General features: G+C 57.6%; 28 protein-coding genes and 2 tRNA genes. 26 read left to right on the top strand and 4 right to left on the bottom strand.

Annotated elements, in window-relative coordinates; genetic code table 11:
- Window positions 1–14: 14 nt before the first annotated feature.
- Both MBOO_RS11665 and MBOO_RS11660 read right to left on the bottom strand, forming a co-directional pair.
- On the bottom strand, window positions 15–431 hold the full coding sequence (locus tag MBOO_RS11665; RefSeq protein WP_012107807.1) for a Zn-ribbon domain-containing protein: 417 nt from the start codon (window positions 429–431) through the stop codon (window positions 15–17).
- Window positions 432–446: 15 nt separating this feature from the next.
- The gene (locus tag MBOO_RS11660; RefSeq protein WP_012107806.1) at window positions 447–1,100 is read right to left on the bottom strand and encodes an Era-like GTP-binding protein; all 654 of its coding nucleotides are present in this window, start codon (window positions 1,098–1,100) and stop codon (window positions 447–449) included.
- Window positions 1,101–1,352: 252 nt separating this feature from the next.
- Between MBOO_RS11660 and MBOO_RS11655 the strand changes: the two genes are divergently transcribed.
- From MBOO_RS11655 to MBOO_RS11640, 4 genes are all read left to right on the top strand, one after another.
- Complete coding sequence (locus tag MBOO_RS11655; protein WP_012107805.1) at window positions 1,353–1,919, top strand: CBS domain-containing protein; 567 nt, start codon at window positions 1,353–1,355, stop codon at window positions 1,917–1,919.
- Window positions 1,916–2,665, top strand: a complete 750-nt coding sequence (locus tag MBOO_RS11650) for a CBS domain-containing protein (RefSeq protein WP_012107804.1) — start codon at window positions 1,916–1,918, stop codon at window positions 2,663–2,665. Before MBOO_RS11655 ends, MBOO_RS11650 begins: the two co-directional genes overlap by 4 nt.
- Window positions 2,666–2,873: 208 nt before the next feature.
- On the top strand, window positions 2,874–3,815 hold the full coding sequence (locus tag MBOO_RS11645; RefSeq protein WP_012107803.1) for a CBS domain-containing protein: 942 nt from the start codon (window positions 2,874–2,876) through the stop codon (window positions 3,813–3,815).
- 230 nt (window positions 3,816–4,045) lie between these two features.
- The gene (locus MBOO_RS11640) at window positions 4,046–4,822 is read left to right on the top strand and encodes a CBS domain-containing protein (RefSeq protein WP_012107802.1); all 777 of its coding nucleotides are present in this window, start codon (window positions 4,046–4,048) and stop codon (window positions 4,820–4,822) included.
- Window positions 4,823–4,873: 51 nt separating this feature from the next.
- Here the strand turns inward: MBOO_RS11640 and MBOO_RS11635 are convergent, their stop codons facing one another.
- Together MBOO_RS11635 and MBOO_RS11630 are read right to left on the bottom strand one after the other, a co-directional pair.
- A complete protein-coding gene (locus MBOO_RS11635; protein WP_012107801.1) occupies window positions 4,874–5,647 on the bottom strand; it encodes a sulfite exporter TauE/SafE family protein in 774 nt (257 codons plus the stop codon).
- A gap of 39 nt (window positions 5,648–5,686) precedes the next feature.
- Complete coding sequence (locus MBOO_RS11630) at window positions 5,687–6,253, bottom strand: cysteine hydrolase family protein (protein ID WP_012107800.1); 567 nt, start codon at window positions 6,251–6,253, stop codon at window positions 5,687–5,689.
- A 626-nt stretch (window positions 6,254–6,879) separates the two neighbouring features.
- Between MBOO_RS11630 and MBOO_RS11625 the strand changes: the two genes are divergently transcribed.
- The 22 genes from MBOO_RS11625 to MBOO_RS11520 all read left to right on the top strand — a co-directional run bounded on the left by MBOO_RS11625 (window position 6,880) and on the right by MBOO_RS11520 (window position 22,822).
- Window positions 6,880–6,964 (top strand) — tRNA-Ser (locus tag MBOO_RS11625).
- 35 nt (window positions 6,965–6,999) lie between these two features.
- Complete coding sequence (locus MBOO_RS11620) at window positions 7,000–7,461, top strand: 30S ribosomal protein S13 (RefSeq protein WP_012107799.1); 462 nt, start codon at window positions 7,000–7,002, stop codon at window positions 7,459–7,461.
- A 3-nt stretch (window positions 7,462–7,464) separates the two neighbouring features.
- On the top strand, window positions 7,465–8,022 hold the full coding sequence (locus MBOO_RS11615; protein WP_012107798.1) for a 30S ribosomal protein S4: 558 nt from the start codon (window positions 7,465–7,467) through the stop codon (window positions 8,020–8,022).
- A 1-nt stretch (window position 8,023) separates the two neighbouring features.
- A complete protein-coding gene (locus MBOO_RS11610; RefSeq protein ID WP_012107797.1) occupies window positions 8,024–8,422 on the top strand; it encodes a 30S ribosomal protein S11 in 399 nt (132 codons plus the stop codon).
- Window positions 8,422–9,252 (top strand): DNA-directed RNA polymerase subunit D, encoded by an 831-nt coding sequence (locus MBOO_RS11605; RefSeq protein WP_012107796.1) that lies wholly within the window; start codon window positions 8,422–8,424, stop codon window positions 9,250–9,252. Before MBOO_RS11610 ends, MBOO_RS11605 begins: the two co-directional genes overlap by 1 nt.
- The gene (locus tag MBOO_RS11600; protein WP_012107795.1) at window positions 9,249–9,614 is read left to right on the top strand and encodes a 50S ribosomal protein L18e; all 366 of its coding nucleotides are present in this window, start codon (window positions 9,249–9,251) and stop codon (window positions 9,612–9,614) included. The genes MBOO_RS11605 and MBOO_RS11600 overlap by 4 nt, the downstream gene beginning before the upstream one ends.
- A gap of 7 nt (window positions 9,615–9,621) precedes the next feature.
- The gene (locus tag MBOO_RS11595; protein WP_012107794.1) at window positions 9,622–10,044 is read left to right on the top strand and encodes a 50S ribosomal protein L13; all 423 of its coding nucleotides are present in this window, start codon (window positions 9,622–9,624) and stop codon (window positions 10,042–10,044) included.
- Between the two features lie 11 nt (window positions 10,045–10,055).
- A complete protein-coding gene (locus tag MBOO_RS11590) occupies window positions 10,056–10,457 on the top strand; it encodes a 30S ribosomal protein S9 (protein ID WP_012107793.1) in 402 nt (133 codons plus the stop codon).
- 29 nt (window positions 10,458–10,486) lie between these two features.
- The gene (locus MBOO_RS11585) at window positions 10,487–10,675 is read left to right on the top strand and encodes a DNA-directed RNA polymerase subunit N (RefSeq protein WP_012107792.1); all 189 of its coding nucleotides are present in this window, start codon (window positions 10,487–10,489) and stop codon (window positions 10,673–10,675) included.
- 10 nt (window positions 10,676–10,685) lie between these two features.
- Window positions 10,686–10,760: transfer RNA gene (locus MBOO_RS11580), tRNA-Pro, on the top strand.
- Between the two features lie 47 nt (window positions 10,761–10,807).
- On the top strand, window positions 10,808–10,981 hold the full coding sequence (locus MBOO_RS11575) for a DNA-directed RNA polymerase subunit K (protein ID WP_012107791.1): 174 nt from the start codon (window positions 10,808–10,810) through the stop codon (window positions 10,979–10,981).
- Window positions 10,982–10,994: 13 nt separating this feature from the next.
- Window positions 10,995–12,182, top strand: a complete 1,188-nt coding sequence (gene eno / locus MBOO_RS11570) for a phosphopyruvate hydratase (protein WP_012107790.1) — start codon at window positions 10,995–10,997, stop codon at window positions 12,180–12,182.
- On the top strand, window positions 12,179–12,790 hold the full coding sequence (rpsB, locus tag MBOO_RS11565) for a 30S ribosomal protein S2 (protein WP_012107789.1): 612 nt from the start codon (window positions 12,179–12,181) through the stop codon (window positions 12,788–12,790). The genes eno and rpsB overlap by 4 nt, the downstream gene beginning before the upstream one ends.
- Window positions 12,791–12,859: 69 nt before the next feature.
- On the top strand, window positions 12,860–13,648 hold the full coding sequence (gene amrB, locus MBOO_RS11560) for an AmmeMemoRadiSam system protein B (protein WP_012107788.1): 789 nt from the start codon (window positions 12,860–12,862) through the stop codon (window positions 13,646–13,648).
- 1 nt (window position 13,649) lies between these two features.
- Window positions 13,650–14,519 (top strand): mevalonate kinase, encoded by an 870-nt coding sequence (gene mvk, locus MBOO_RS11555; protein ID WP_012107787.1) that lies wholly within the window; start codon window positions 13,650–13,652, stop codon window positions 14,517–14,519.
- Window positions 14,512–15,267 (top strand): isopentenyl phosphate kinase, encoded by a 756-nt coding sequence (locus MBOO_RS11550; RefSeq protein ID WP_012107786.1) that lies wholly within the window; start codon window positions 14,512–14,514, stop codon window positions 15,265–15,267. The genes mvk and MBOO_RS11550 overlap by 8 nt, the downstream gene beginning before the upstream one ends.
- A 5-nt stretch (window positions 15,268–15,272) precedes the next feature.
- Complete coding sequence (fni, locus tag MBOO_RS11545) at window positions 15,273–16,352, top strand: type 2 isopentenyl-diphosphate Delta-isomerase (RefSeq protein WP_012107785.1); 1,080 nt, start codon at window positions 15,273–15,275, stop codon at window positions 16,350–16,352.
- A gap of 86 nt (window positions 16,353–16,438) precedes the next feature.
- The gene (locus MBOO_RS11540) at window positions 16,439–17,776 is read left to right on the top strand and encodes an RNase J family beta-CASP ribonuclease (protein WP_012107784.1); all 1,338 of its coding nucleotides are present in this window, start codon (window positions 16,439–16,441) and stop codon (window positions 17,774–17,776) included.
- A 14-nt stretch (window positions 17,777–17,790) separates the two neighbouring features.
- Entirely contained in the window at window positions 17,791–18,756 is a 966-nt protein-coding gene (locus tag MBOO_RS11535; protein WP_048068762.1) for a polyprenyl synthetase family protein, read from the top strand.
- Window position 18,757: 1 nt separating this feature from the next.
- The gene (locus MBOO_RS11530; RefSeq protein ID WP_012107782.1) at window positions 18,758–20,662 is read left to right on the top strand and encodes a glutamate--tRNA ligase; all 1,905 of its coding nucleotides are present in this window, start codon (window positions 18,758–18,760) and stop codon (window positions 20,660–20,662) included.
- Between the two features lie 620 nt (window positions 20,663–21,282).
- Window positions 21,283–21,477, top strand: coding sequence for a hypothetical protein (locus tag MBOO_RS11525; RefSeq protein WP_012107781.1), 195 nt, complete (start codon window positions 21,283–21,285; stop codon window positions 21,475–21,477).
- Between the two features lie 100 nt (window positions 21,478–21,577).
- Window positions 21,578–22,822: a DNA methyltransferase gene (locus tag MBOO_RS11520; protein WP_012107780.1), complete on the top strand. Its 1,245-nt coding sequence runs from the start codon at window positions 21,578–21,580 to the stop codon at window positions 22,820–22,822.
- Window positions 22,823–22,931 lie beyond the last annotated feature (109 nt).

Below are 22,931 nucleotides of genomic sequence, written 5' to 3'. Positions count from 1 at the left end.
TTCGTCCGGGCCGTTTATTTCTTTTTTGCCTTCTTTTTCTTGGGTGCGGCGTCTTTTGCCATGGACATGAGATCGATAATATAACTGCCCTCTTCTCCGCCGACGCCCACGATCCGCTCGTCGCTCTTTGCCATCTTCTCTATGTTGAGCTCATAGGAGCCCGGGCCTACAATCCGGATAGTCTCGACCCGGTCGAACATCTCGACCTCTTTTTTGGCCTTGCCCTTGATCTCAGGCTCAACTACTTCAAGGATTTCCTCCTTGGATTCGTCCTTGATCTCCTCAATTGTCTTCTCCTCGAAGACATCCTTATGGATATCGGCTTCCTTAACGTAGAGGAATTTCTTGCCGCCGCAGCTTGCGCATCCCTTGAGGATCTCGGTAGACCCGTCCTTATATTCCCTGCCGCATTTGGTGCACTTGTGTGGCATGATTCCTCCGGGCGTTTAAGCGAAGTTCTGGATCATCTTCTCGTACAGCTCTTCGGTGTTCCTGCCCTCAAGCCCCGAGATGGCAACCACCGGGTGCTGGGGGAAGGCGCTGCGGATCCGGGCCGGAGCCGCGTCGGGCAGGTCGATCTTGTTTGCCACGATTATTACCGGCAGCTTACGACTCTCGATGATCCCGATCATCATGATATTGACCTGCATGAAGGGATCAAGGGTTGAATCCAGCATGTAGATCACGCCATCGATATCCTCGCGCAGCCAGTGCATGGCCTCGGCGACACCTTCGGTGGCCTCACGGGCGCGGATGATCGCCTCATCCTTTTCCATTCCAAACTCGAGGAACTCGTGGTAATCGATCTTGGTTGTGACCCCGGGGGTGTCGACAATATCAATCGTCACGGTGTGACCGTTTGCCCCTGAGATCACAATATCCTCACGCCTGCGTGCCCGCCGGGTTTCGTGTGGAATCTCGCTCACCGGTCCGACTGCGTCACCCGTCCAGTCCCGGGCAATCCGGTTTGCGAGCGTAGTCTTCCCGGCATTCGGCGGGCCGTAGATCCCGATCCGGGTCCGCTTCTTCTTGAAAAACCGCTTGAGAAATACGGAAAATCTCTTCTTTGCGTTCCCCAATGTCCTGGAAAATGTCGTCATAGGGCCCTCATTTTTTCTAAGCGGCGGGCCGGTCTTGCCCGGTCTGCCGCCAGCAGTTACTAGTGTTTGGCAAGGATTCTTTATTATGTTTCTTGTAACTCCCGTCTGCAAGTTTGTGTTGTTCCCTGTCCCGCTGCCCGGATATTACCCCGCTGCATGGGAAAAATGCCACTGCCACATGCTATTTATACATGGGGCGGAAAGGATGCTAATTGTAATCATCAGCCTAGCACTTTTAAAAGGAGGTGACTCATGAAAAAGACAACCAACACGATCCGGTTTGAGACCCGTGTCCCGTTAAGCGATGTGATGAAACGCAACCCGATCATGATCAGCATCGAGGCCAATGTGGCAAAAGCTGCAAAAGCCATGTGCCGTGAAGAGGTCGGAAGCGTCATTATCCTTGAAAGGAACGAACCCATTGGCATTGTCACAGAAGAGGACATCAACTGCAAGGTGGTGGCTAAGGATCTCAAGCCAAGCTCAGTCCAGGTAAATACAATCATGAGTACGCCACTCATTACGGTGAGTGCGGACAAGACGGTAGTCGACGCGGCCCAGATGATGGTCAAGCACCGGGTCAGGAGACTTCCCGTGGTCGATAAAGCCGGCAAGGTTATCGGTATTGTGACCGTACGGGACCTCCTGACCACCTTCAACGAGCAGAACGAGCTCCTCACCGATCTCATCGAGATCAACCGCGATGACAACATCGAGGTGGGCATGTGTAACCGTTGCAGCCAGATGTCTGATGATCTCAAGCGAGTGGATTCCGTCCTTCTCTGCCCCCGCTGCCGGGAGGAGGATTCCCTTACATGAAAACAGCACGGGATTTCATGCTTGAGATTCCGGTGCTTGCTTTTTGTGACGGGATTACCAAGGCACGGCAGATCTTGAGAGACGACCGGTTCCGGGAGGTCTACGTGACCGGCCAGAAGAAAGACCTGCTCGGGTACATCGATATCACCGATGCCCTGCGGGTCACCGCAACCAAATCGAACGTGACCGTCGAGGGATTTGTCAAGGAGGCGGCAAGCGCTGCCCCCGATGCCTCTGTCGAGAGTGCTGCCAAAGCCATGCGGGCCCATGCCACCGACAGCGCGGCGATCGTGGATGCCAGCCGCCATATCCTGGGCGGGGTGCTCCTCTCCGATCTCTTCCCGGTCATCATATCGAGAAACGAACTCTCCGGCAGGGTAAGTTCGCGCATGTCAAAGAAGATCCAGACTGTGGACCCGGCCGACACTCTCCAGCAGGTATATGCGAAGATCACCGAGTGCGGGTTTACCGCATTCCCGGTGGTTAAGAAGCGTCGGCTGGTGGGGTTGATTTCCCGGAGGGACCTGATCCGGTCGGGAGGAGTGCGATCGGCCATCGCCCAGAACAGCACCCGTACGGTTGGAGATGTGATGATCCCGGATGTGATTACGGTTCCGTCAGGATCATTGCTCTCCGAAGCCGCCCGGCTCATGGTGGATAACGACATAAGCCGGCTCCCGGTCGTGGATAACGAGTCCGTGGTGGGGATTATCGACCGCCATGATGTCCTTGCCGGGCTCGCATAACAAAGAAAGTGTCTGGCAGGTACCTCAAAGATACCACGGAACGTCCATAAGGGGTTTGGGGCACCGGAAACCCTTTGGACAATTACAAAAAGAATCCCCGGGGCAGGAAATAGGAACACCACCACCATAACGGCCAACAATTGCCCGGTTGTTTCCGCGGGAATGCGGCAGGCGGGGCAGAGTGGGCCAGAACCAGAGGAGAGTATACATGCACCGGAACGGGCAGGTTGCAAAACAGGGCGACCGGCTCCTCAAAATGCGGGGAAAACTTGATCGCGGCCCGGTTGAGTTCAAATCCCATATCGTACAGCAGGAAGGCGAAGTGATGGCGATTGCGACACGGGATGTTATCTCTGTCCCGCCCACACAGAGTATTATCAGCGCCGTGGCAACGATGACAGACTGCGGGTTCCGCCGGCTTCCCGTGACCGATCCCGGTACAAGGAAACTGCGCGGGATCGTCACCTCGGGCGACGTGATCAGTTTCATGGGCGGGGGTGACAAGTACCGTCTGGTCAGTGTCCGGCACAACGGTAACCTGCGTGCCGCGGTAAACGAGAGCGTTCGTACGCTCATGACACCCAAGCCCGAAACCCTGCCGCGGAATGCGCGGCTTCTGGATGCCCTCAAAATCATCGTGGGAAAGAAGATCGGCGGGCTCCCGATTGTGGATGATGACGGGACGCTTGCCGGCATCCTGACAGAACGGGACGTGTTGCGGATGCTTGCCGCAGAGCACAGCCCGCTCACGATCGAGGATGTGATGAGTTCCTCCCTGCGGGTGACCGCGCCGGACAGCCCGCTTTCCGAGGTGACAAAAGACATGACCCGGTTCCGGTTCCGCCGGCTTCCCGTGATCAGCGACGATGTGCTCTTTGGTATCATCACCGCCACCGACATCATGCGCTATCTGGGGAGCCGCGAGGTCTTCTCCCGGCTTGAGACCGGACATGTCGCTGAGGTGATGGCGCTCCCGGTACGCACGCTCATGGCCGGCAGCCTCTTTACCACCACCCCGGAGACGCCTATCAACGAGGCGGCGCGGGAGATGCTGTCTAAGAACATCGGGGCGCTCCCGGTCATCGAGGACTCACGCCTCGTTGGCCTGGTCACCGAATTCGATCTCGTGCGGGGTTTCTCCGCTGAGTAGTCCCATGCCGGCCGGATCCCTTGCCTTCCATGACAAGAGCCGGCGGCGGCCTGGGGGGAAAGCCTATGAAGGACCGGTAGGATGGTACGAACATCCCGGTACGGGAGAAGCACGCACCCGTACGGGCGGAACGTGTGCAGCGCGAACAGGTCAACAATCTTGTTGCCGTCGAATACGAACCCCCTTGTGGAGATACAAAAACGAGATGATATCATAAAGGAAGTGGCGAAATGACAAAAGAACTGTTTGTTAAAGATATCATGGCAAAACCAACGACCATAGCCAAATCCGCAAAGATCACTGAAGCGCTCGACAAGATGCTTGCCGAAGGCATTGATCCATTGATTGCGCTCAACAATAACTCCGTGGTCGGCACGGTCTCCCGCGAGGCGATTGCAGAGAAGCTGGGCAGCAAACAGAATACGGCGATTGCCCCGGCTGCCATCCACGTAGCAAGCGTGGTCAAAGAGGACTTTACCAGCGTCTATCCCGATGAGAGTGTGAACGTGCTCGTTCCCCTGCTCCAGCAGTACAAGCTGGTGGTTGTGTACGACAGCGAGCACCACCTGATCGGCCAGGTGACGGCAATCGACCTGCTCAGGAAATACCCTTATACCGGGTCCCTCAGGGATGCTCTGGACAAGGCGGTCACCATCGAGGCGGACGAGCGCGTGGTCCACCTGCGGCGCCGGATGCTGGACGATGCGGTCTCACGGTTTGTGGTCACGGAGAACAACAAGCTGACCGGTATTGTCACCGAGACCGATGTGGCGGTTGCGATGCGGAAGTTCCGGGAGGCAGTTAAAGACCAGCATCAGGACCACCAGATACGGAACCTGCTGGTAAAAGACATTATGAGCGCCCCGCTTCTGTCCCTGGATATCGGCGCCGGTTACCAGAGCGTAGTTGACCTGATGGTCAAAAAGAATATCAGCACGGTGCCTGTCCTGGACAAAGGGAAACTGGCGGGCCTTGTTACCCGTCGTTCACTGGTACGGGCCCTCTGATTTACCGGGGAAGAGCCATCCCCCCTTTTTTTGTAACCTGCCAGCTCCCCTTCAGATGAGGAGCTGGACGAGGTAGTACAGCCCCACAGCCATCCCGATGGTGACGATCAGCCATTTCAGCCGGGCCGGATCGATCCTGCCTGCAATATGCCCGCCCATGGCCCCGCCAAGGAGCGCCCCTGCCGCCATCACGATGGCAAGCGGCCAGATAATAAGGCCGGAGAAGAGGAAAAATACCGCCGCTGCAACATTGGTGGCAAGCGACAGGCACTGCTTGAGCGCGTTGAGCCGGGTTAAGGTATCGTCAAGGAAAAGGCCAAGCACGGCAAGGTAGATCACCGAGAGTCCCGGTCCGAAGTACCCGCCGTACGCCGCGGCAAGGCCAACCGGAAGGGCCGCGTTCCGACACCCTTTCCCGTCAGTCCCGTCGCTCCCGGTATGGCGGCGGATCCAGTCCCGGATCCGGTCCTGGACTGCAAGCAGGATCGCAGCAAGGAGGATCAGGAACGGGACAAGCACATGGAAGACCTGTTCGCTGACATAGAGGAGGAGGATCCCTCCCGCAAGACCGCCGATGATCGCTGACGGCAATAACATCAGCAGGCGCTTTTTCTGCCCTGCCAGATCTTTTCTCTGGGCAAGTGCCCCACCCACGTACCCCGGGCAGAGTGCAACGGTATTGGTGATGTTTGCCACGACTTCAGGAACCCCGAGGGCAACAAGCGCCGGAAACGAGATCAGGGTGCCGCCACCGGCAAGGGCATTTGCCATGCCCGCGGCAGCGGCAGCGAGTCCTGCGAGTGCGAGTTCGGTTCCGGTGAGCATGTGCGGTCTCCCGTGCGGTAAAACGGAATAGGGTGCCGGTTACCCCAGCGTGTCAATAAGGGTCCGGGTGTCCATGATCCGGACACCAATGTTTTTCATATCCAGGACGTTTGCCCGGTGGATATCCTCCGACTGGGCGCCGGTGGCATCGTCCACAAGTATCACCGGGTAGTTGTACGCTATGGCGTCAAAGACCGTGGTTCGGATGCAGTTGGGAGTCTGGATCCCGGTCACGACCAGTTCCGTGACACCAAGCGTCTGGAGCATGAGGCCGAGTTCGGTACCGATAAACGCGCTCATCCTCACTTTCCCGATCACGTGCTCGCCCGGCCGGGGTGTAAGCTCCGTGATCTCCCGGGCACCCTCCGATCCTGCAACGGCAAACGGGTGCCGGGAAAAGATCTCAATTCTCGTGATCTCAACATCGGACCCGTCGCTACGGTGGATTCGCAGGATATGGAAGACTGGGAGGTTCTTTGCCCGGAATGCTTCGAGCACCTCCAGGATCTTCGGGATGACGCTCTTTGCCTGGGCTACCCGGAGCGGCGCCCCTTCCCGGACAAAATCGTTCTGCATATCGATGATCAGCAGTGCGGGACGTTCCATGGATGATCATCTAAGACAGTGATGGTGCAGTAATAAGAATTGTGCGTGAGAGGGGAACGTCGCTCCAGGAGTGATAAACAAAATGTACTTATGTGACCCCCTGCACCAGCATTTGGGAATTTTTCCCGAAAATCGGGTAATTTTACCTCTGAAAAAAATGCTATCCTGCATTTTAAACCGGATTACACTGAGTGGGGTCACACGATCCAAAACTGTTTTTGCTAATCACAGGCAGTGCATAGTCGGGAAAAATTACGGCGAAGATTTTTTTGGGGGATTTTTTAGGAAAACAGAATTCCCCTATCTGACCCCCTCATTCAGAATACAAAGGATGAGCGATCGCTCTCCCCGGCTATCGGAGTCCTCAATGTAAGAGTACGGATATTTCCCCTACCCGCCACATACTGTTATAATACTATAGGAAAACCAATCAACCCCCTTAGATAACATACTAAGTGAACCATCTAATGCGAATTCAGGAACCTTCTCTCCTGGTATCGACAGGATCCTGTGGGCGGCGTCCCTCCCACAACGCTTATTACCCCACCCCTACCATAGTATAAAGCACCATTCATGGAGCAGCGGGTTATCCGTTGCGAGTGTCTGAGAAGATGCGAGATTCCTCTGTTGAGGTAGCCAAGCCTGGTATGGCGCAGGTTTGCTAAACCTGTGTCCCAAAAGGACTCGAGGGTTCAAATCCCTCCCTCAGCGCTTCAAAGAGACAATCTCAAAATCGAGGGGATTGGATGGCTCAGGAAGAAGAGATACGATATTATGTCCGGATTGGCACGACCGATCTGGACGGCACGAAGTCGGTGCGGGTTGCGCTGACCGGTATCAAGGGTATCGGCAGGCATACCTCCACGGTCATCTCCCGGATGGCCAAGGTTGACGAGTATGCAAAGCTCGGTCTCCTTGACGAGGAATCCGTGAACCGGATCCGCGCCGCGGTAGAGAAGTACGCTACGAGCATCCCGATGTGGATGGCAAACCGGCCAAAAGACCTCTACACTGGTGAGAACAAGCATCTCATCGGTGGCGATGTCGCGCTCGCCCGCGATGAAGACATCAACATGATGCGGAAGATCCGCTGCTACAAGGGCATCCGGCACGAAACCGGCCAGAAGGTCCGCGGGCAGCGCACCAAGTCGACCGGCAGGACCGGCACGACTGTCGGTGTCAGCAAGAAGAAGGAAGGAGGCCAGTAAGCCATGGGATACCCGGGCAAGAACCATAAGTCCTACCAGACACCCAAGCGCCCGTTCGAGAAGACCCGGATCGAGGAAGAGACCCGGCTCGTTATCGAGTACGGCCTGCGCAACAAGCGCGAGGTCTGGAAAGCGCAGAGTCACCTGAGGAAATACCGCAAGGCCGCCCGTGAGCTGCTCGCCCTCATGTCGAGCGCTACCAACCAGACGGTCTTTGAGGCAAAGAAATCCGAGCTCATCAGCCACATGCAGCGTGCAGGTCTCCTTGGTCCCGACGCGGACATCGATAATGTCCTCGCGCTCAAGGTTCCGGCCCAGCTCGAGCGCCGACTCCAGACCCTTGTTTACCGCAAGGGCCTGGCCCGCTCACCCAAGCAGGCACGCCAGCTCGTCACTCACGGCCATATCGCAATTGGCGGCCGGCGGGTCACCGTTCCGGGGTATCTCGTTACCCGTGGTGAAGAGACCACCATCTCCTATGCCGGAAAATCCCCGTTTGTTGATGCGAGCCATGCAGAGCGGACCCGGATCACCAGGCCCACAGGTGCAGGGGTGAACTAAGATGGCGGCAAACGACAAGGAAAAGTGGGGCATTGCACACATCTTTGCCTCCTTTAACAACACGATCATCACCGTTACCGATCTCTCCGGAGCAGAGACGGTCACCAAGTCGAGCGGTGGCATGGTTGTCAAGCAGGACAGGAACGAGAGCTCCCCCTACGCGGCCATGCAGATGGCGGCAAACGTTGCAGCCATTGCACGTGAAAAGGGCATCGTTGGTGTCCATGTGAAGGTACGTGCCCCCGGCCAGGGTAAGCAGCGCAGCCCCGGCCCCGGTGCTCAGGCAGCCATCCGTGCCCTTGCCCGCGCGGGCATGCGCATCGGACGGATTGAAGACGTCACGCCGGTCCCGCATGACTCCTGCCGCCCCAAGGGCGGCCGGCGGGGAAGGAGAGTGTGATGGAGATCGAATTCGCGAGTCTGGACGACACCGTTGCACGCTTCACGCTCTCAGGAGCGCAGCCCGGCTTTGCAAACTCGTTTCGGCGGGCAATGATCGGCGAAGTGCCGACCCTTGCCATAGAGGACGTGCGCATCTACGATAACACGAGCGCACTCTTCGACGAAATGTTGGCGCATCGCCTCGGGCTCATTCCTATAAGGACCGATCTTACCAGTTATTCGACTCAAGGAGACTGTTCGTGCGGAGGGGCGGGCTGCCCATCCTGCACGGTCACCTATACGCTCAGCGTTGAGGGCCCCAAGCTGGTCACCTCAAGCGACCTTATCCCGCAGGATCCTCAGGCTGCGCCGGTCAGTGACAACATCCCCATCGTAAAACTCATCAAGGGACAGAAACTGGTCATCGAAGCGCGTGCCGTCCTCAACAAGGGCAAAGTGCACGCAAAGTGGCAGCCGACCCTCGTGTGCGGGTACAAGAACTACCCGGTCATCACGATCAGCCCCACCTGCGATGCATGCGGGATGTGCGTGGACGAATGCCCCCGCACTATCCTTGCACTTAAGGGAAAGAAAGTCGAGGTCATCGAGGGCAGGCTTCCCGACTGCTCCATGTGCAAGCTCTGCGAACGGGCCTGCCTGGCAAGCGGTATCGGGGAGGAACCGGCAATCCGGATTTCCGCAGAACCCGACCGGTATATTTTCTCGGTCGAAAGTGACGGATCGCTGCCCGTAAAAGAGATTATGGTCCAGGCGCTTGGCTTTGTCAAAGCGCAGGCAGAAGAGCTGGAGAAACAGACAAGCGAAATTTCAGGGGAGGAGAAGAAATGACAAGAACCGTGGAAAAGACGAACCCCCGTCTTACCAACCTTATTCTGCTCTTAAAGAACACATCCAGGGAGAATGAGGCAAAGATCTGGCGTGAAATTGCCGGAAGACTGGAGACCCCCAACCGGAACTATGCGGAGGTCAACCTGTCCAAGATCAACCGCTATGCCCAGAAAGGCGAGACTATCATCGTCCCGGGCAAAGTGCTGGGCAGCGGTGTACTGGATCAGTCCGTCAGGATTGCCGCGCTGAACTTCTCGGAATCGGCCACAAGCAAGATCCGGGATGCGAAAGGGCAGTGCATGACCATCGAACAGCTGTTAAAGGACAACCCCAAGGGTAGCGGTGTCCGGATCCTGAGGTGAACAAAGTATGGTTACCGTAATCAACGGGGACGGGCTCATCCTGGGACGGCTTGCAAGCACGGTCGCCCGGCGTGCCCTCGCTGGCGAAGAGATCGCGATTGTGAACATCGAAAAGGTCATAATCTCCGGCAGCCGTGCACGGGTGCTGGGCAACTATTACCACAAGCGCGAGCGCGGGTCAACCGACTGGGGTCCGTACTTCCCCCGGCGGCCGGATCATGTGGCCAAGCGCACGATCCGTGGCATGCTCCCATACAAGCGCCCCCGAGGCATTGACGCGTTCAAGCGTATCAAGTGCTACGTTGGCGTCCCGGTGCAGTTTGCCGGTGCGGAGCTGGAAGTCATCGAGAACGTCCACATGGACCGGCTCAATAACCCCCAGTTTGTCACGCTTGCAGCGGTCTGCACGGCACTCGGGTCCAAATTCTGAAGGTGGTCACCATGGCAAAGATCATTAACACCAGCGGAAAACGAAAAACAGCAATCGCCCGGGCCACCATCAAGGCCGGCAAGGGTGTGATACGGGTCAACTCCGTGCCCCTCGAGCAGTACGGCACCGAGACCACCCGGATGAAGATCGCCGAGCCCCTCCTCCTTGTCCCCGGCGCGAGCAGCGGAATTGACGTGACCATTGACGTTTCCGGCGGCGGGGTCATGGGACAGGCCGAGGCAGTGCGCACCGCGCTTGCCCGTGCGATCCTTGAGTGGACCAACGATCCCGCGATCAAGGACGTGTACCTTGCCTACGACCGGACGCTCCTTGTCAACGACTCACGTCAGAAAGAGACCAAGAAGCCCCACGGGCGTGGCGCACGCAAGAAGTTCCAAAAGTCTTATCGTTAAATCCAAAGATATATGAGAGGTCGAAAATCTTGATACCCGTACGATGTTTCACCTGTGGGAAAGTAATTTCCCCGGCGTGGGAAGAGTATAAGGCACGGCGGGAGAAAGGCGAGGATCCCAAAAAGATCCTCGACGATCTCGGTATCACCCGATACTGCTGCCGGCGCATGCTTCTGACCCACAAAGAGATCATTGATGAGCTCAACCCGTACCAGTAAGATGACAAAAGGGGTCGTGGGGTAGCCTGGACTATCCTATTGCGTTCGGGACGCAGTGACCTGAGTTCGAATCTCAGCGACCCCATTTTAATAAAGTACAGCAGATTATGGAATTATTTTCGAGGACAAGGAATGCCGACGCAGGTTTACACCCGGTATGAACGGGCGCGGATCATTGGAGCAAGGGCTCTGCAGATCTCAATGGGTGCTCCCTTACTTATCTCTACTTCCCGGATCGATCCCCTGGAGATCGCTATCGAGGAATTTAACGCAGACATTATCCCCATTACCGTAAAGCGAAGATGAGAGGCGTGGAGTTATGACGATCATTGAGGCAATCGAGCTGCGGACAATCATCGACAGCCGGGGCAACCCGACGATCGAGGCAGAGATCACCACCTCAGGCGGGTTTGGCCGGGCGGCAGCCCCGAGCGGGGCCAGCACCGGGGCGGCGGAGGCAAAGGTCCTCCCCCCTCAGGATGCAATCGAGAATGCCGTCCAGAACCTGATCCCGGCGCTCATTGGGATGGATGCGGCAGACCAGGAAGGGTTTGACGACCAGCTCCGCGATATCGATGGAACGCCGAACTTCTCCGGGATTGGGGCAAATGTGGCTGTTGCCCTCTCCCTTGCCAATGCCAAGGCAGCAGCATCAGCACTGGGGCTCCCGCTCTTCCGGTACCTGGGTGGAGCGTTCGTGCGCGAGATGCCGCTTCCTCTGGGGAACGTGATTGGCGGCGGGGCTCATGCCACAAATGCCACCGAGATCCAGGAGTTCCTGGTGGTCCCGGGCGGAGCAACCGACGCAGAAGAAGCGGTTTTTGCCAACGCCGCCGTCCACAAGACCGTAAAAGACCTCTTAAAGAAGAGGGGGATTGCCGCCGGCAAGGGTGATGAGGGTGCATGGGCACCGCAGATCGACGATGCCCTTGCATTTGAGCTCATTGCCGAGGCAACCGGACTGGTGGAAGACGAGATGAATGTCTCAGTCGATATGGGTATTGATGTTGCATCAAGCCAGATGTGGAACGGCACCGGCTACAAGTACCGGGACCGCGTCCGCTCGACCGAGGACCAGATCGCCTACATCGCCGAGCTTGTCGACAAATACAACCTTGTCTATGTCGAAGACCCTCTCCACGAGGATGACTTTGACGCGTTTGCCGAGCTCAATGGCCAGGTCGGCGACCGGTGCCTGGTGTGCGGGGATGACCTCTTTGTTACCCAGGTCGACCGTATAGAACAGGGCATCGAGACGGGCAGTGCAAACTGCGTTCTCATCAAGCCAAACCAGGTCGGGACGCTTACCGACACCTTCGAGGCTGTCAGCCTCGCCCACACCCATGGTCTGGACACGGTGATGAGTCACCGGTCCGGTGAGACCACGGATACCACCATTGCGCACCTCGCCACCGCGTTCTCCTGCGTTTTCTTAAAATGCGGCGTGGTTGGCGGCGAACGCATCGCAAAACTCAACGAACTCATCCGCATAGAGGAACAACTATGACCCAAGTCAACGAGATGGAAATAGAATTAAAAGAACCGCTCATCCCTGTCGAGGAGTACCTGGCAGCCGGTGTCCACATCGGCACCCAGCAGAAAAGTGAGGACATGAAGAAGTTCATCTACCGCGTCCGCGGAGATGGGCTTTATATTCTGGACATCCGCGAGACAGATGCCCGGATCAAGACTGTTGCAAAGTTCTTAACCCAGTACGAGGCACCCGAGATCCTTGTTGTCACCTCCCGGCAGTATGGCCAGTACCCGGCCAAGAAGTTTGCCGATACCATCGGCGCGATGTCTGCCACCGGCCGGTTCATCCCGGGCCTCCTGACCAACCCTGTCCTTGACGGCTACATCGAGCCCAAGGTTATTGTCGTTACCGACCCGATTGGCGATGCCCAGGTTATCAACGAGGCCGTCCAGTGCGGCATCCCGGTCGTGGCGCTTTGCGACACCAATAACATGACCAAGTTCGTGGACCTTGTGATCCCCACCAACAACAAGGGCAGGAAGGCGCTCTCGATGATCTACTTCCTCCTCACCCGCGAGATGCTGCGCATCCGGGGTATTGCCACGAGCCTGACCCAGGAAGATTTCGAAACCGAGATCTAATAAGGATCCCCTCGATCCTCTTTTTGGATCGATCGTTACATATAACAGGACGACCAGAGGGTTGATCCGATGAAGACGCGTTCATGCGCCGTGTGTGGCATGTTCTATCCCCGGGACTCCGCCCACTTAACCCAGATTCTGGAAGGGTTTTTTTCCCGGACCGCTCCGGGCGAACCGGCTCTCGGGATTGTCAGCCCGCATGCCGGCTACATCTATTCCGGGCAGATTGCGGCGTACGCGTTTTCCCGTATAGATCCTGGGTTTTCCGGTACCTTTGTGGTGATCGGCCCATCCCATCACGGGTACCTGACCAGCGCTTCTGCAATCCCGTGGGAGACTCCTCTCGGACTTGTCGAGATCGATGCGGAATTTATTGATGCGCTCGACATTCCGGTCGATGAACCCTCCCACGAAGAGGAGCATTCGATTGAGGTGCAGCTGCCTTTTATCCGGCACCGGTTCCCCCGGGCACGGGTGGTCCCGATCATGATGGGGGAACAGGATCCTGCCCATGCGGCCGCGGTCGCGGAGAAGATCGTGGCAGCACAACGGCTGACAAAAAAGGAGATCCGGGTTGTTGCCTCAAGCGACTTCTCGCACTACGTGCCCGAAGCGCAGGCAAAGACCGGTGACCTGTACGCGATCGAGCCGCTTGCCCGGCTCGATATAAAGGAATTCTACCGGCGGATCCGGGAGAAACGTGTGACTGCCTGCGGGTACGGCCCGATCAGCGCAATGGTTGCTGTCTGCCAGTGCATGGGGGCAGGCAGGGGCGAGCTGATCCGGTACGCGACGAGCGGGGATGTAACCAACGACCGGAACCAGGTTGTAGGGTACGCGGCCATTGCGGTGATGTAGGTTGGCAACGTGGAGTGCGCCGGGCAAGGTATTTCTGTTCGGCGAGCATGCAGTAGTGTACGGAAAGCCCGGCATTGCTATGGCTATCAAGCCCCGGGTCTTTGTGACAGTACGGAAATCCAAACGCCCGGCCCGGGCAAAATCTCCCTATATCGACGGATGTTTTGAGGCAATGGGCGTAGTCGGGAGCGTGTACATTAACTCCCAGATCCCCAGTTCATCAGGCCTGGGATCGTCTGCGGCGGTCACGGTCGCGACGCTATCGGCCATAAATGACGAGTTTGCCCTCAATAAAAGCAGGGAAGATATCGCAAACATGGCATTTGAGATCGAAAAGACGGTCCAGAAGGGACGGGCGAGCCCCACGGATACCACGGTCTCCACCTATGGAGGCATCGTGCTTATCACCGGCAGCTCCCGCAGGCGCCTTCCCCCCCAGAACATGCACCTGGTGATTGGCGATTCCCTTGTTTCGCACAGCACAGCAAAGATGGTAGAGCAGGTGGCAGAACTAAAGAAGACAAACCCCGGGATCGTGGACCCGATCCTGGACGCGATCGAGGGCGTGGGCCTTGCCGCTATCCACCATTTAAGCAACCCCAAGGAACTGGGACGATACATGAACATGAACCACGCGCTTCTCGAAGCTATGGGCGTCGGGCATCCGCAGCTCTCCCGGCTCGTGCTTGCCTCCCGGTCTGCCGGGGCATTCGGTGCAAAGATCACCGGGGCCGGTGGCGGGGGCTGCATGGTGGCTCTCTGCGCAAAGCCGGTCCGGCACCGGGTGGCGCAGGCAATCCAGTCCTGCGATGCACGGGCGATCGTGACCGGGCTCGATACCGAGGGAGCGCGGAAGGAGAAGAATGTCTGAGCGCATCATCCTCAAGCTGGGCGGCAGCGTGATCACGGACAAGGGTGCCGACTGTCAGGTCAACAAGGCTGCGCTTGCCGACGTTGCGGCAGCCATTGCGGGGGCGCCCGCAGCGCAGATCGTCGTGGTCCACGGCGCCGGCTCCTGCGGGCACCCTGAGGCCCGGAAATACCAGCTGGATCGCGGTGCCACGCCCGGCTACACGGAAGGGATCGGGATTACGCACGACGCGGTCAGCTCACTGAACACGGAGGTTGTTGCAGCGCTTCGGGGCGCTGGCATACAGGCCCTCGGCGTCCACCCGCTTCATGCAGGTATCGCCGATAAAGGGCGGCTCCTTACGTTCGAGACAAAAAACCTGGAAACGATGCTCTCTCTTGGGATGGTTCCGGTGATCCACGGCGACGTGGTGATGGACCTTTCACGCGGAGCCTGCATTGTCTCGGGCGACCAGCTCGTGCGGTATCTCGCGGTTGCACTGAAGTGTACCCGCGTAGGGCTCGCCACCGATGTACCGGGAGTGCTGGATGGAGGGCGCGTGGTCCGGGAAATTACCCCGCAGACCGTGCACACCCTCCAGATCGGCAGCTCGTCACATACCGATGTAACCGGTGGAATGAAAGGGAAAATTGACGAACTGCTCGGGCTTGCTGCTGCAGGCACCGAGTCTGGTATCTTTTCGGTCTCGCGTCTTGGTGATTTCCTTGCAAGGAAGGACCATGGCGGGACCACCGTGAGAGAGGGATAAGGGAAATGGCCTATAATAAGAAACGGTTCACATCGTCGCGCAAGCTCGACCACCTGCGCATCTGCGCAGAAGAGGAGGTCGAATCGGGCGATGCTGGTTTTGGCGATGTCAGGCTCGTTCACCATGCGCTGCCGGAATGCGACATGCGTTCCATCGATCTGTCTACCCGGTTTCTGGGCCACACCCTCTCCTCTCCGCTCTTTGTCTCGGCCATGACCGGTGGCCATCCCGGGACAAAAGATGCAAATGCGCGACTTGCCCGGATTGCCGAGCGCTTCGGCCTTGGCATGGGCGTGGGCTCCCAGCGGGCGGCTCTCGAAAATCCCGCCCTTGCAGATACCTTCTCGGTGGTCCGCGATGAGGCTCCCCATGCGTTTCTCGTGGCAAACCTTGGCGCTGTGCAGCTCCGCGAGCACGGGGCGGCATGGGCCGGGCAGGCCATTGAGATGATCGGCGCAAACGCGATCGCGATCCATCTCAACTTCCTCCAGGAGGCTATCCAGCCGGAGGGCGATCTCAGCGCAACCGGCTGCATAGCCGCGATTGCCGACCTCTGTGCGGAGACGAAGATCCCGGTGATTGTAAAAGAGACCGGGTGCGGGATCTCGCGGGAGGTCGCCCGATTGTGCTGGAGCGCGGGGGCGGCGGCGATCGATATCGGCGGCTGGGGCGGGACATCCTGGGCGGCAGTTGAGAGCTTCCGGGCGGACCGGAAGGATGCACAGGGCCGGGCCCTCAAAACCCTGGGCGAGGATTTTGCCGGCTGGGGCATTCCCACGGTGGTAAGCCTTGCCGAGGTGGCAGGAACCGGCAGCCCGGTGATCGCGTCGGGGGGTATCCGGAGTGGCATCGACATGGCAAAGTGCCTGGCCCTCGGGGCAGATCTCTGCGGTATGGCACTCCCGCTCTTAAAACCGGCACTGGAAAGTGACGAAGCACTTGCCGCGAGAGTCGAAACGATACATCGCGAACTGGTGGCCTCGATGTTCCTGTGCGGCGCCGCACGGATCCGGGACATGCGCCGGGCACGGCTCTTTATTACGGGCAGGACACGGCAGATGATGGATGATGGTAATCCTGCGTAATGCAGGAGGACCCTGACTGACGACAACAACAACATCACGAAGGTTAAAAAAGACCTTTGCGAGTTCTACATACACAGGAGAAAAACATGGATATAGAAATTATTGCAGTGGGCGGATACGACGAGGTCGGGCGGAATATGACCGCCGTCCGCTGCGGCAAAGAGATTGTCATTTTTGACATGGGGCTCCGCTTGGACCAGGTCATGATCCACGAGGATGCGGAGCTTGAGAATATGCACTCCCTGGATCTGATCAAGATCGGGGCGATACCAGACGACACCATGATGAACTCGGTTGAAGGGACCGTAAAAGCGATTGTCTGTTCCCACGGGCACCTCGACCACATTGGGGCGATCCCGAAGCTTGCGCACAGGTACAATGCGCCTATCATCGCCGCGCCGTATGCGACGGAACTGATCCGGCAGCAGATCTCCGGTGAACAGAAGTTCGGGGTTAACAACAAGCTCTTCGCACTCAAACCCGGGCAGCGGTACACGATCTCGCAGCATCTTGTGCTCGAATTCGTACGGGCCCAGCACTCGATTATCGATACCGTGACACCGGTGCTCCACACCCCTCACGGTGCGATCGTCTATGCCTGCGATTTCAAACTTGACCGGACACCGGTCATCGGCGAACCCCCGGACTTTGCCCGGCTCCGCCAGATCGGAAAGGAAGGCGTGCTTGCCCTCATCGTAGAGAGCACGTATGTCGACCGGCCCGGCCGGTGCCCGAGCGAACGGATCGCACGCGACCTGGTGCGGGATGTCATTACCAGTTACGAGGACGACAAGAGCTCGTTAATTGTCTCTACGTTCTCCTCGCATATCGCACGTGTCAAGACCATTGCGGAGTGCGCACACGAGATCGGGAGAAAACCGGTGCTTCTGGGCCGTTCCATGGAAAAGTACGCGGTCACTGCCGAACAGATGAAGATGGTCTCGCTCCCGCAGGATACGGGTATCTTCGGGAACCGCAGGACGGTAGACCGGACCCTGCGCCGGATAATGAAGGAAGGCAAGGGCAAGTTCCTCCCCATCATCACCGGCCATCAGGGGGAACCGGGCTCTATCCTGACCCGGCTTGCCCTCGGGGATACGCCGTATCAGATCACCAAGGGCGACAAGATCCTCTTCTCGGCAAACGTGATCCCTAACCCCATGAATTTCGGGCAGCGGTACATGGTCGAGGCGCACTTAAAGATGGCCGGCGCCCGGCTCTTCCCTGACCTTCACGTGAGTGGTCACGCGTACCGTGAGGACCACTACGAGTTTGTCAGCCTCTTAAACCCGCAGCACATCATCCCGGCCCACGGGAACATAAGGATGACCGGCTCGTATGCGGAGTTCACCAAGGATCTTGGCTATGTGTTGGGCAATGACGTCCATATCATGTCAAACGGCCAGCGGCTCAAACTGAACTAGAGATGGAAGCAGACATGTCCGACCTATCCGCCTACTTAAAATCGGTTGCACAGCAGATCGATGGCATGATCGAGAAGAACTTCACTCATGCCGGTGGGGAGCTCGACCGGGCATCGGCCCACCTCCTTTCCGCGGGGGGAAAGAGGCTGCGCCCGGCAGTTGTCATGCTCTCGGCAGATGCCATCCGGCACGGCAGTTCAAAGGATGTCATGCCGGCGGCACTGGCGCTCGAAGTTACCCACACCTTCACCCTGATCCATGACGATATCATGGACGGGGACTCGCTCCGGCGGGGGGTGCCCACGGTCCACACCAAGTGGGACATGCCCACCGGCATCCTTGCCGGGGATGTCCTGTACGCCCGGGCCTTCGAGTTCATCTGCCAGTCAAAGGCGGACGAAGGCCCCAAGGTACAGGCGGTTGCCCTGCTTGCCCGCGCCTGCGCCGATATCTGCGAAGGCCAGCACCAGGACATGTCCTTTGAGCACCGGGCCGATGTGACCGAGGAGGAATACATGGCAATGGTTGCAAAAAAGACCGGCGTGCTCTACGCGGCAGCGGCAGCCATCGGCGGTACCCTTGCGGGAGGAAACCCGGAGCAGATCAGGGCCCTGTACCAGTTCGGGCTCAACACCGGCATCGCGTTCCAGATTCAGGACGACCTCATCGACCTTCTCACCCCCACGGAGAAGAGCGGCAAGGATCAGGGCTCCGATCTCCGCGAGGGCAAGCAGACGTTGGTTATGATCATCGCCCGGCAAAAAGGCGTGGATCTCCTGAAATACCGGCACGAGCTTTCACCGGCCGATATTAAGGCCGCAATACAGGAACTGACCGATGCGGGCGTTATCGATGCAGTCAAAAAGAAGGCGGCGGATCTTGTGGCGGACAGCAACCGGCTGCTTATGGTGCTCCCCCCGACAAAGGAACGCCAGCTCATCATGGACGTCGGCGAATTCTTTGTGACCCGGAGCTTCTAGGATGGCCGGGGACGAGATAAAGGCCGCGCTTTTCCTGTGTGCACTCCAGAACGCGGTCAGGCACGGTGGCGTACCGCAGGCCGGGGCGGTTATCGGTATGGTGATGGGTGCACATCCCGAACTGCGCAAACAGGCAAAGGAAGTATCCGCAGCGGCAAAAGACGCGATCGCGGATGTCGCGGCCCTCTCTCCCGAAGAGCGGGTGACAAAACTCCAGTCTCTCTCTCCGGAAATGTTTGCCGCACTTCACGAGAAGCACGAGAAGAAAAAGGTACTCCCCGATCTTGAAGGCGCAGAACACGGCGTGGTCATGCGGTTTGCTCCCAACCCCTCCGGTCCGCTCCATATCGGCCATGCCCGGGCAGCGGCGCTCAATGACGCCTACGTGAAGCAGTACGGCGGCCGGTACATCCTCCGCATCGAAGACACGGACCCCAAGCGCGTTGACCCCGAAGCCTACGATATGGTAAAGGAGGATATCGCGTGGATGGGTCTTGGGATCACCGAGACGGTCACCCAGAGCGAGCGCTTCCCCATCTATTACGATCTCTGCAAACAGCTCATTGAACGGGGCGGGGCGTATGTCTGCACCTGCGAGAACGAGCATTTCAAGGCGCTAAAAGATGCGAAAAAGGCCTGCCCCTGCCGCGACCAGCCGGTTGAGACGGCGCTTTTGCTCTGGGAAAAGATGCTGAATGGTGGATTTAAGGAGGGCGAAGCCTCGGTCCGGGTCAAGACGGATCTTTTGAACCCCGACCCGGCAATGCGGGACTACCCGATCTTCCGGATCCTTGATGCCCCGCTCCACCCCAAAATCGGGGACGCCCGGGTCTACCCGCTGATGAACTTCTCGGTTGTTGCCGACGACCACCTGCTCGGTGTGACGCACGTGATCCGGGGAAAAGACCACATCGCAAACACAAGACGCCAGCGCTACATCTACGACCATTTTGGCTGGAAAGTCCCGGTGTACCGGCACTATGGCCGGATGGGTATCGAGGGCGTGGTGCTCTCGACCTCTCAGATGCATGCGGGGATCGATGAAGGGAAGTATACCGGCTGGGACGACATCCACCTTGGTACGCTCCGTGCCCTTGCCCGGCGGGGTATCAGCCCCGATGCCGTCAAGAATGCGATGATCGCTATTGGGATCGGCGACGTGGATATCTCGTTTTCGTGGGACAACCTGTACGCAGAGAACAAAAAAATCGTTGACCCGGTGGCAAACCGGTACTTCTTTGTCCCGGACCCGCTTGAGGCAAAGATCGCGGGGGCATCGGCCCACACAGCCCACGCCATGCTCCACCCGGGGCACGAAGAGAAAGGAACACGTACCCTTGAATTTACCGGTACCGTCCTCATCCCGCGTGCCGAAATATTTTCTGTGATTGTTTCCTCGCTCAATGACATCTCCCAAGGAGGCGACTATGAGTCACCTCAAGCCAAAATATCTTCTGAAAATGTTTCGCCGATCACTTCAATAAATGAGAAAAAGGAATCAGTTCACTCTGACAACCTACCAAAACTTGAAGGTTCATTATCATCTTCGTTAAACGATAGAAAATTAGTTCCTCGCAAGTACGAACCAAAACGCGAGATAACGATGTTACGGTTAAAAGACCTCTTCAACGTGAATATTACATGGGATGGCGAGACGCCCTCATTCTCGTATGGCGGGGACTCGCTAGCCGATGCCCGTGCTGCAAAGGCCCGGATCATCCAGTGGCTGCCGGCACAGTCTTTTGTACCCTGCACCCTCCTCACGCAGGATGGGGAAATGAAGGGCGCCTGCGAACCCGCAGTAACAACCGAGGTCGGGAAGGTTGTGCAGTTCGAACGGATTGCCTTTGCACGAATCGATGCCGTGACAGAGAGCGGTGTCCGGGCCTACTTTACCCACACCTGATCTCTTCGGTACCCTTTTTTGTGATACCCGGGGCTCCGGTCTTCAAAAACCTTCGCGAACCCTGATGATCTTAAAAAAAGATCGGATCGCGAGCTGGCAATTCCGGGACATGATCGCCCCCCCAGCGCAAAAAAAATTGGTCACCCCCCTCCTCCCACGAACCCCTCCTCAACAAAATTGATCGGACCGATCGATTTCAAAATCGGTCGGGGCGACCTCTTTTCTTCCAGTATCTCCACATGTGCTTCTACTGGAAGTTCAGGTAAAGCGGAGTGATCGGTCCGATCGCTTCTGAAATGAGCCGGACCGATCAATTCCGGAATTGGTCGGGGCGACCAATCTTACAGCGGGATCGGAGGTAGCCCCCCTCCCCCATTGTGTGGTCCTTTAAAAAAAATGGTCGGACCTCTCGATCGCAAAAAAGATCGCCCCGGCCCTGTGCTTGTGCGGGAAGGGGTATTGGTTCCGGAAAAAGCTAACGTAACGCTGTCCGGGTTTAAAAAAAAAAAGCCCGGCCTGCATGCCCCCTTACCGTATTCTGGTGAGGTCTGTCTCTTTTTGGAAAACCCGGTGAAGTCAAATCCATAATATTTTAATAACAATATACCGGATATTCTTGCGTGGAAGAAAATTCCGGTTACTATAAGTACACCGATCACTTTCCGAGCGTGACCGAGATCGAGAAGTGGGTTGCCGGCCACCCGAATGCCGAGCAGCTGGCACAGATTATTGCCCGGTCCTATGATTACATACGCAAGCTGCCCCTCAAAGGAATCGAAGAGCACTATTTTGATGAGGATCTCTCCTTAGCCTGACCGCATGTGAGGACTGCACAGGTTTTTTCCCTCTTTCGTACAGGAAGCACAGGAGATATACGATTATCCCCCCCACCGGTATGCAGCGGAAGTGATTGCGATGAGCGGACGGTCCAAAAACAGCAGCCCCCCTGCGTTCCACACATACCTTGCAGGATTCCGCGGACCGTCAGGAGATCCGGTGTGCGAGGAAGAGTGCGCCGGCCCGCTCCACATTCGTCAGTATACCGGCGAGTTCTGGACATCGCGCCAGCGTCAGGCCAGCTCTCTGCATGAGATCTCGTACCGGGCCTGCTTCAAGCCCCAGTTGCCCGGTTTTTTTATTGATCTGCTCACCAGGAAATGCGATATTATATATGATCCTTTCAGTGGGAGGGGGACAACCGCGATTGAAGCGGGGCTCCGTGGCCGAAAGGTTATTGCAAACGATGCAAACCCGCTCTCCCGGGTTCTTGCCGAGCCCCGGTTCACCCCACCCACAGTCAGGGACGTGGCCGAAAGGCTCGAAACAATTCCCCGGGACGGGGACCGGGCCGACCGCGATCTTTCCATGTTCTACCACCCGGATACCGAGCGGGAGATCGTCGCATTGCGTCGGTACCTGCTCGGGCGAAAAGAGGATGGCACTGCTGATACCGTGGATCGATGGATCGCGATGGTGGCTACCAACCGTCTGACCGGTCATTCGAGCGGGTTCTTCTCGGTGTACACCCTTCCTCCCAACCAGGCGGTCTCCCCGAGGAGCCAGGAACGGATCAACCGGAAACGAAACCAGGTACCGGAGTACCGCGACACCCACCGGCGCATCGTGCACAAGACAAAGAGCCTTGTTGGCGGACTGTCCTTGGAGGATTATGCAAACCTTTCCCGCGTTGCTCCAGATGCCCGGTTTTTGACCGGGGATGCCCGATCAACACCGGGGATTCCCTCAGGTGCAGTCCGGCTTACCGTCACTTCACCGCCGTTTCTCGATATCGTCCAGTACCGGGAGGACAACTGGCTCCGGTGCTGGTTCTGCGGCCTTGACGAAGATGCCATCGGTCATACGATCACCATGGCACGGACTATTGCTGACTGGGAAACGGTCATGGGTGCCGTGTTTTTTGAGCTGTTCCGGATTACTGCCCCGGGGGGGTATGTGGCATTCGAGGTAGGCGAGGTACGGAAAAAGACGGTACGGCTCGAAGAGCACGTGATACCTCTGGGCATCTCTGCAGGGTTCCGGTGCGAGGGTGTCCTCATCAACCAGCAGAATTTCTCGAAAACGTCGCATATCTGGGGCGTTGGGAACAACCGGTCCGGCACCAACACAAACCGGATCGTGATCTTTTCCAAATCGTCGTAGTCATGATAGCCACTACGGCCGCTCTTTTTTGATCTCTCTTTTAATCCGACAGCCATACAGCCGGCCTCATGATAAGCCAGTGTTAAGTATCCCCACTGCCAAACTGTAT

The organism is Methanoregula boonei 6A8 (assembly GCF_000017625.1).
Lineage (GTDB): Archaea > Halobacteriota > Methanomicrobia > Methanomicrobiales > Methanospirillaceae > Methanoregula > Methanoregula boonei.
The sequence above is the reverse complement of the archived record's forward strand: the minus strand, read 5'-3'. Positions and strand labels throughout refer to the sequence as shown.

Coding starts and splice junctions, on each gene's coding strand:
- MBOO_RS11645 (WP_012107803.1), top strand. CDS start 2,874: ATGCACCGGAACGGGCAGGTTGCAAAACAGGGCGACCGGCTCCTCAAA.
- MBOO_RS11660 (WP_012107806.1), bottom strand. CDS start 1,100: ATGACGACATTTTCCAGGACATTGGGGAACGCAAAGAAGAGATTTTCC.
- MBOO_RS11575 (WP_012107791.1), top strand. CDS start 10,808: ATGCCGACGCAGGTTTACACCCGGTATGAACGGGCGCGGATCATTGGA.
- MBOO_RS11635 (WP_012107801.1), bottom strand. CDS start 5,647: ATGCTCACCGGAACCGAACTCGCACTCGCAGGACTCGCTGCCGCTGCC.
- MBOO_RS11595 (WP_012107794.1), top strand. CDS start 9,622: ATGGTTACCGTAATCAACGGGGACGGGCTCATCCTGGGACGGCTTGCA.
- MBOO_RS11535 (WP_048068762.1), top strand. CDS start 17,791: ATGTCCGACCTATCCGCCTACTTAAAATCGGTTGCACAGCAGATCGAT.
- fni (WP_012107785.1), top strand. CDS start 15,273: ATGGCCTATAATAAGAAACGGTTCACATCGTCGCGCAAGCTCGACCAC.
- MBOO_RS11650 (WP_012107804.1), top strand. CDS start 1,916: ATGAAAACAGCACGGGATTTCATGCTTGAGATTCCGGTGCTTGCTTTT.
- MBOO_RS11630 (WP_012107800.1), bottom strand. CDS start 6,253: ATGGAACGTCCCGCACTGCTGATCATCGATATGCAGAACGATTTTGTC.
- MBOO_RS11520 (WP_012107780.1), top strand. CDS start 21,578: ATGAGCGGACGGTCCAAAAACAGCAGCCCCCCTGCGTTCCACACATAC.
- MBOO_RS11615 (WP_012107798.1), top strand. CDS start 7,465: ATGGGATACCCGGGCAAGAACCATAAGTCCTACCAGACACCCAAGCGC.
- MBOO_RS11620 (WP_012107799.1), top strand. CDS start 7,000: ATGGCTCAGGAAGAAGAGATACGATATTATGTCCGGATTGGCACGACC.
- MBOO_RS11600 (WP_012107795.1), top strand. CDS start 9,249: ATGACAAGAACCGTGGAAAAGACGAACCCCCGTCTTACCAACCTTATT.
- rpsB (WP_012107789.1), top strand. CDS start 12,179: ATGACCCAAGTCAACGAGATGGAAATAGAATTAAAAGAACCGCTCATC.
- MBOO_RS11610 (WP_012107797.1), top strand. CDS start 8,024: ATGGCGGCAAACGACAAGGAAAAGTGGGGCATTGCACACATCTTTGCC.
- MBOO_RS11640 (WP_012107802.1), top strand. CDS start 4,046: ATGACAAAAGAACTGTTTGTTAAAGATATCATGGCAAAACCAACGACC.
- MBOO_RS11590 (WP_012107793.1), top strand. CDS start 10,056: ATGGCAAAGATCATTAACACCAGCGGAAAACGAAAAACAGCAATCGCC.
- MBOO_RS11605 (WP_012107796.1), top strand. CDS start 8,422: ATGGAGATCGAATTCGCGAGTCTGGACGACACCGTTGCACGCTTCACG.
- MBOO_RS11530 (WP_012107782.1), top strand. CDS start 18,758: ATGGCCGGGGACGAGATAAAGGCCGCGCTTTTCCTGTGTGCACTCCAG.
- MBOO_RS11665 (WP_012107807.1), bottom strand. CDS start 431: ATGCCACACAAGTGCACCAAATGCGGCAGGGAATATAAGGACGGGTCT.
- amrB (WP_012107788.1), top strand. CDS start 12,860: ATGAAGACGCGTTCATGCGCCGTGTGTGGCATGTTCTATCCCCGGGAC.
- MBOO_RS11550 (WP_012107786.1), top strand. CDS start 14,512: ATGTCTGAGCGCATCATCCTCAAGCTGGGCGGCAGCGTGATCACGGAC.
- MBOO_RS11540 (WP_012107784.1), top strand. CDS start 16,439: ATGGATATAGAAATTATTGCAGTGGGCGGATACGACGAGGTCGGGCGG.
- eno (WP_012107790.1), top strand. CDS start 10,995: ATGACGATCATTGAGGCAATCGAGCTGCGGACAATCATCGACAGCCGG.
- MBOO_RS11655 (WP_012107805.1), top strand. CDS start 1,353: ATGAAAAAGACAACCAACACGATCCGGTTTGAGACCCGTGTCCCGTTA.